This is a genomic window from Streptomyces sp. SBT349 (assembly GCF_001083795.1).
Classification (GTDB): domain Bacteria; phylum Actinomycetota; class Actinomycetes; order Streptomycetales; family Streptomycetaceae; genus Streptomyces.
Genome location: NZ_LAVK01000445.1, coordinates 1 through 5,196, shown reverse-complemented (window position 1 = coordinate 5,196; position 5,196 = coordinate 1). Strand labels below are relative to the sequence as shown.

Here is a 5,196-nt window from a genome sequence, read left to right as displayed (position 1 = left end):
ATCGCCGCCGGGCAGATCAGTGCGTCCGATGGAGCCGGCGAACAGCAGGTCGCCCGAGAACAGCACCGGCGGGATGTCCGCCTGCTCGGGCACCCTGAAGGTCACCGACCCCTTGGTATGGCCGGCTCCGCGGCTCCCGCCCCCGCCACCGCGTCCGCTTCCCCTCCCGGCGCGATGCCGGTCGCGGCGGTCGGCGGCGCGGGCGGCATCGGCAAGACATGGCTGGCGCTGCGCTGGGCCTACGCGCGCCAGGACCGTTTCCCCGACGGCCAGTTGTATGTGGACCTGCGCGGCTTCCACCCCTCGGGGGAGCCCACCCGGCCCTCCGTCGCCCTGCGCGGGTTCCTCGCCGCGCTCGGCGTCGAGGCCGCCGCCGTCCCGGCCGAACGCGACGCCCAGACCGGCCTGTTCCGCAGCCTGACCGCCGGGCGGCGGCTGCTGGTGGTCCTCGACAACGCCCGCGACACCGAGCAGGTCGTGCCCCTGCTCCCCGGCAGCCCCGGGTGCGCCGTGCTGGTCACCAGCCGCAACCGGCTCACCGGCCTGGCCACCACCTACGGCGCCCGCCTGCTCAGCCTGGACGTCCTCTCCGGGCCGCAGGCGCGCGGCCTGCTCACCCGCCACCTCGGCGCGCTCCGCGTCGCCGCGGAGCCGGACAGCGTCGCCGCCCTCCTCGCCCCCTGTGCCGGGCTCCCGCTCGCGATCAGCATCCTGGCGGCCCGCGCCACCGCGCGCCCCGCCACGCCGCTGGGGGCGCTCGCCGACGAGCTGCACGACACCGGCGCCCGCCTCGACGCGCTGGACACCGGGGACCTCAGCGCCGACCTGCGCACCGTCTTCTCCGCCTCCCACCGCGCCCTCGACGCCGAGACCGCCCGCGCGTTCGGCCTGCTGGCCCTCGCCCCCGGGGCGGACCTCGGGCTCCTCGGCGCCCGCGCCCTCCTCGTCGGGCGGCGGCGAACTCGGCTCGCCGCCCGTGTCGTCCGCGGCTTCCTCGACGGCCTCGTCGGCCTGTTCGCGCGCCGCCGAGCGCACCGCGGGCAGGGCCAGCGCGTACCACAGGGCGATGAGAACCAGGAGCAGGGCCAGCAGCGCCAGCAGCCAGCGGGGCAGCAGCGGCTGCTGGACGTAGGTCCCGCCGGGGACGACGGGGTCCTCCTCGCCCTCCCGCACGACCCGCACCGCGAACGGGTGCTGCACCCCCGTGCCGAACCAGAGCAGCTTGCGCGGCCGGGCCGTCAGGTCGACGAAGGTCTCCTCGCCCGGTTCGAGGGTGACGGTCGCGGTGGACAGGGCGTGCTTGACCTCCTCCGAGGTCTCCTCCACCGAGAGCGCCACCGTGACCGGCGCGTTCCCGCGGTTGGCCACGCGCACCTGGAAGCGGGCCCGCAGCCGCCGCTTCCGCTCGGGCGGCACCACCTCGGCGTCCAGTTCGTGGAACGGGAGGACCTCGACACGTCCCTCGGGGACCACCACCTCGGCCGGGCGCTCCGAGGGCAACACGCGTACCCCGAAGGGCAGTTCCCCGGCGCGAACGGCGGAGGAGCGCGGCGGCCGGAAGGACAGGGTCGCGGTCCCGTCGGTCCCCGGGTACAGGGAGAGGGTCTCGGGCTCCACGGTGACCCAGTCACCGACCTCGCCGACGACGGTGAGCCGGTAGGAGTCGACGATGTCCCCGCCGTTGCGCACATGCAGAACGACGCGCTGTTCGTCCCCCGGTGCGACGGACACCGAGGACGGGGCCACATGGGCGGTGTTACTCATGGTTGCCGACTGTAGGAAACGGGTCACCGGCGCGCAGGGCCGGAAAGGGAACCACTTCGGGCAGATTCGCCGGCTGGTAAGGGCGCGGTTAGGGACCTGGAAGGAACCGCCCGGCACACTGAGCCGGCCGCGGCGCGCTCGGGTCTCCACTCCCCGAGCGTCCGGCGCCGTGTCCGTGTCCGTGTGTCTCCGTGTACCCGCTGCCCGCGAGGAGTCCTGTGGAACGCGTTCCCGTCCATGTCCACGCCGACGATCCGATCTCCGAGTCGGGTGTGGTCAGCCAGCTACGAACCGCCCCCGAACTACAGGTCCTCGACTCGGCGGAGCGGGACCGGGCGGCGGTGCTGCTCGTCGTGGCGGACACCGTCGACGAGCAGACGGTCGAGCTGCTGCACCGGCTCCGCAGGACCACCACCGCCCACCTGGTCCTCGTCGTCTCCCGGGTGGACGACCGGGGGCTTGCGACCGCCGTCGAATGCGGGGTGGTCGGGCTGGCGCGGCGGCGCGAGGCGACCCCGGCCACCCTCGTCCGGGCGATCACCTCGGCCGCGCGCGGTGAGGGCAGCATGCCGGCGGACCTGCTGGGGCGGCTGCTGGAACAGATGGGGCGGCTGCAACGCCAGGTCCTCGACCCGCGCGGCATCCCGTTCTCCGGCCTGGACGCGCGGGAGATCGAGGTGCTGAAGCTGGTCGCGGACGGGTATGGCACCCGTGAGATCGCGCAGCACCTGGCCTACTCCGAACGCACCGTCAAGAACGTCCTCCACGACATCACCAGCAGGCTCCAGTTGCGCAACCGCTCACACGCCGTGGCGTACGCGATCCGTGAGGGGCTGATCTGACGGCCGGAGGGACCGTCCCTCCGGGGGCTGCCCGATGGGGCAACGGGGCCTTCCCCGTGTCCCGTCCCGTCGGCCAGGACGCGCCGGGCGGACGGCGCGGAGGATGGACGGCGAACCGACCAGGCGGGTAACTCCCGTCCCCTGAGGGAGTCTCAGTTGGCGCGTCTTCCTGACCTCGGACCCGGCGGCCGGCTCTGCGCGGCCGTCCTGGCGCTGGTGCTCATCGCCACGGGCACCGTTCTCACGCAGTCTCTCGGCGCGCCCGCCAGCGCCAGTCCGAACGGCACCGCGGCCCCGGGCAGGATCGCCTACGGGGGGACGCTGCACCGCAGCATGGGCACCGTGGAGGAGGGGACCACCGGGTCGAGCACCCCCCTGTTCCCGGACGGTCCGCAGCACTATGACGACGAGGCGTCGGCACTCGGCGACACGGTGGTCTGGACGAGTCTGCGCGACGCACCGCTGCCCCAGGTGTACCTCCGGGAGGGGGCCGGCCCGGTCGTCCGGCTCACCGAGAACGCCGAGGGGGTGCAGCACCCGGTGCTGTCCCCCGACGGCGGGCGGGTCGCCTTCGCGGCCTCCACCGGGAGCGAGGACGGCGGCCGGGACATCTGGGTGGTCGACGCGGACGGCAGCGACCCGCGGCGGGTGACCGACGGGCTCGGCGAGAACGCGTGGCCCACCTGGTCCCCGGACGGCGAGCAGCTGGCGTTCGCGGGCCGTCGCGGCCCCGGCGGCGGCTGGCAGATCTACCGCGTCCCCGCCGAGGGCGGAGCGATCGCGCAGCTCACCGACGACAGCGTCGACGAGGAGCTCGCCGACACCGAGGTGCTGGGCAACATCCAGCCCGCCTGGGACCCGGTCGCGGAGCACGACCGCATCCTCATCACCTGCCACCGGCCCAGCACGGAGGCGGGCGAGGCCGCGGTGCTCAAGTGGATTCCGACCAGCGGGTCGATGGGCACCACCGGTGTGGAGCTGTTCCCCGGCCGGGACTCCCGCCAGGGCAGCTGGTCCCCCGACGGCGACAGTGTCGCGTTCGTCAGCCACTCGCCGCCGGAGGGCGACCCCGAGGCGCCGGACATGGACCGCGTCTACACGGCCGACGTGGCCCTCGACGGCACCGCGGGCACCCCCGAGCTGCGGCTGGACGAGGACCGCCGGCTCGCGACCCCCACGTGGTATCCCGCGGCCGACGGCGACGCCCGGCTGCTGGTCACCCGCACCTCGGCCGCGACCGCCTCGACGATGAACCTGATGGATGTGCGGGCCGACGGCGCCGACCCGCGGGACCTGGGGGTGTCGCTGCGGGACGTCGAGGAGGACCGCGCCTACGGCTACGACCTCTCCGACGTCAGCCAGGCGTACTCGCCGGACGGCCGCTCCCTCGCCTTCACGCGCGTCACCTACGACGACAGCGGCCGGAGCAGTCGCGTGTGGCTCGCCGACGCCGACGGCTCCGACCCCCGGCCGCTGCCCGACGAGGATGCCCTGCCGACGACGAGCACCGGTCAGGCCGCCTGGTCCCCGGACGGCAGCCGCATCGCGCTCACCCGGTCCTGCCTGCCCTGCCTGTCCGTCAGCCGCGTCGCGGTCGTCGAGGTGGCCACCGGTGCGGAGGTCTACGAGATCGACGCCTCGGTCGAGGAGTCCGACAGCGATCCCGCGTACTCCCCGGACGGCGCCTCCCTCGTCTTCACCCGCGAGACCGGCCAGGCCGAGGAGGCCGCCGTGGCCCAGGAGGCGACCACCCACCTGTGGTCGGCCGCGGCGGCCGACGGCACCGGGCTGCGGGACCTGACCGCGGTGGACGACCCGGACGGCAGCCGCGACGCCGACAGCCACCCGGCCTACGCGCCGGACGGCAGCACGCTCGCGCTGGTCGCCGGGGGGCGCCTCGGCCTGGTCGGCTCGGACGGGACGGGGCCACGGAACGTTCCCGACCCCGACTCCCTGTGTGACCCCGAGGGGACCGCGTCGTACACCTGCGCCAACCCGACGTGGTCCCCCGACGGCGGCCGGCTCGCCGCCAACGCGCGGCAGGAGGCGCCCGCCACCGGCTACGACCCGGACCCGTTCCGCCAGTTCGTCACCCTCGTGGACCCGGCGACCGGCACCGCGCAGCGCATCACGGGAACGGGCTTCCGCGGCATGGAGGGCGACGACGGGCAGCAGGTCGACCCCACCTGGCAGCGCACCTCCGACCTGCACACCGAGCTGGTGACCCCGCCGGAGCCGGTCACCGTGGGCGATTCCGGGGACCTCGGCCTGACCGTCACCAACCTGGGACCGGTCGCCGTCCCCGACGCCGTGCTCACCATCTCCGTTCCCGGGAGCCTGCTGCCCGCCGGCGCGGAGCCCGGCACCGGGACGTGCGCGGCGGACCTGACATGCCGGCTCGGGACCCTGGAGCCGGACCAGGTGGTCCCCGTCGACCTGACCGTGACGGGCACCGGCGAGGGCACCTTCCCCGTCACCTGGACGGTCGGCGGCGCGCTGCCCGACCCCGACGAGTCGGACAACCAGGGCGGCGCCGACGTGGTGGTCACGCCGCCGGACCCGGGCCCGGAGCCCACGCCGCCCCCCGACC

Annotated in this window: 3 protein-coding genes; 2 read left to right on the top strand and 1 reads right to left on the bottom strand. The window is 75.0% G+C overall.

What is annotated here, in order from left to right; all coding sequences use genetic code 11:
* Positions 1-1,764: MBL fold metallo-hydrolase (locus ADY01_RS32405; RefSeq protein ID WP_159001559.1), on the bottom strand; the 1,764-nt coding region annotated here is incomplete at its 3' end.
* A 218-nt stretch (positions 1,765-1,982) separates the two neighbouring features.
* Here ADY01_RS32405 and ADY01_RS32400 point away from each other — a divergent pair.
* Together ADY01_RS32400 and ADY01_RS32395 are read left to right on the top strand one after the other, a co-directional pair.
* Positions 1,983-2,606: a helix-turn-helix transcriptional regulator gene (locus tag ADY01_RS32400; protein WP_049580314.1), complete on the top strand. Its 624-nt coding sequence runs from the start codon at positions 1,983-1,985 to the stop codon at positions 2,604-2,606.
* 156 nt (positions 2,607-2,762) lie between these two features.
* The coding region (locus ADY01_RS32395; protein WP_049580313.1) for a DUF11 domain-containing protein at positions 2,763-5,196 on the top strand (2,434 nt) is incomplete at its 3' end.